Here is a 1783-nt window from a genome sequence, read left to right on the forward strand (position 1 = left end):
GCCCGGAGCCACGCAATTCAGGCGGATGCCGTGCGGTCCCCATTCAACCGCCAGGCTGCGCGTCATCGCCAGCACGCCGGCCTTGGCCGCCGCCGAAGGCACGGTAAAGGCAGAACCGGTAATGGTCGGGGTCGAGACGGTGCTGATCACATTACCTGGCCGGCCCGCCGCAATCCAGCGGTTGCCGGCGGCGATCGTGCAGTACATGCTGCCGTGCAGAACGATATTGAGGATAGCGTCGACCGCACGCGGCGACAGCGTCTCGGTGCGAGAAATGAAGTTGGCCGCCGCATTGTTGAGCAAAACGTCGAGCGGACCGTCCTCCCAGATCTGGTCGAACATCGACTCCACCGACACGGCATCGCGCAGGTCGACCGAGAACGTACTGACCCGGGCGCCCGGAACCGCGTCGCGGAATTCGTCGGCGGTGGCTTCCAGGACATCCGTGCGCCGTCCGCAAATCGTGAGTTCGGCGCCGAGTTCGAGGTAGCGCCGACCGATGGACTTGCCAAGACCGGTGCCGCCACCGGTGATCAGGACCTTCTTGTTCTTGAGTAGTTCGGGCTGAAACACGATGCTCCCATTCGCTTTGGTTAATTCCCGGTGAAGACCGGGTTGCGTTTTTCCATGAAGGCGGCAACCGCTTCCGCGTGATCGTGCGTCTGGCGGGTCAACGGGTTCAGATCGGTCTCCAGGCGACAGGCATCCTCGATGCTGTTGCCACCGTTAACCAGGCTCGCCTTGAGCAGCGCCATGGTCACCGGCGGAAACTGGCTCAGCTGACGGGCGCGCTCGATGGCTGCTGCCAACACATCGCCGCCGGCGGCCGTGTCATCGAACAAGCCGATGCGGGCGGCCTCCAGGCCATCGAACGACGCACCGCTCAACATCAGCTCGCGAGCCTTGGCACCGCCCACCTTGCGCGGCAGCGTCCAGAGCAGTCCGGTGTCGGGCATGAGGCCGACCTTGACGAAGGCGCAGGCCAGCTTGCTCGACAGCGCACCGACCACGATGTCGCAGGCAGCGGCAAGCGACATGCCGGCGCCAATGCAATTGCCTTCGACCGCGGCCACGACAGGCTTGGGTCCGGTATAAATGGCGCGGAACACGTTCGCACCGAGCGCGATCCGCTCGCGCATCGCCACCAGCGATGGCAGGACGCTGGTCATTTCCGACAGGTCGCCGCCGGCACAGAAATGGCCGCCGGCGCCGGTCAGGACGATCGCCCTGCAGTCGTCGTCGCGCTGCATCAGCTCATCGAAGGTGGCCAGCAGCGCGCGCCGCATCGGTGCCGATTGTGAACAGGAGCCAGTCCCGTGATTGCGATTTATTCCCGTATTGCGGGAATTGTGACGCAACATCATTGCCCACTTTTATCTGCTTCGGTCCGTCGCTTGTCGCGCGGCCAGCAGGCGGGTTATGGCACGGGCTTGCCGCGCCTCTGGCGCAATACGGAAGCGGCCGGTCATCTGCGCAGGCGCCCGACGTTCCAGATTTGAACAGGCAAAACACCATCATGAATGCACCCTTGAAAACAGCCGCTTCGGAACCGACGAAGCAGACGCTGGATATCTTGAAGACCCTCATCGGTTTCAACACCATCAGTCGCGAGTCCAACCTGGGCCTGATCGAATGGGTCCGCGATTACCTTGAGCGCTACGGCGCCACCACCCGCCTCNACTACGATGCCCAACGTCGCAAGGCCAACCCTGTTGCCACGCTCGGCGATGCCGGTCCCGGGCGCTTTGGTACGGTCTTCTCCGGNCATACCGACGTGGTGCCG

At 63.8% G+C, this 1783-nt stretch carries 2 protein-coding genes; both read right to left on the reverse strand.

Annotated features, from left to right (window positions below; all coding sequences use genetic code 11):
- Positions 1-573 (reverse strand): SDR family NAD(P)-dependent oxidoreductase (locus tag I5W_RS18590; protein WP_044530340.1); only part of this gene is annotated, 573 nt, incomplete at its 3' end.
- 20 nt (positions 574-593) lie between these two features.
- Positions 594-1286, reverse strand: coding sequence for an enoyl-CoA hydratase/isomerase family protein (locus tag I5W_RS18595; protein ID WP_252717103.1), 693 nt, complete (start codon positions 1284-1286; stop codon positions 594-596).
- Between the last annotated feature and the right edge of the window lie 497 nt (positions 1287-1783).

Source organism: Herbaspirillum sp. B65, from assembly GCF_000333555.1.
GTDB classification, from domain to species: domain Bacteria; phylum Pseudomonadota; class Gammaproteobacteria; order Burkholderiales; family Burkholderiaceae_D; genus Herbaspirillum; species Herbaspirillum rubrisubalbicans.

What these genes read in the sequence shown, in the direction of transcription:
- I5W_RS18595 (WP_252717103.1), bottom strand. Translation starts at nt 1,286, where the DNA reads ATGCGGCGCGCGCTGCTGGCCACCTTCGATGAGCTGATGCAGCGCGAC.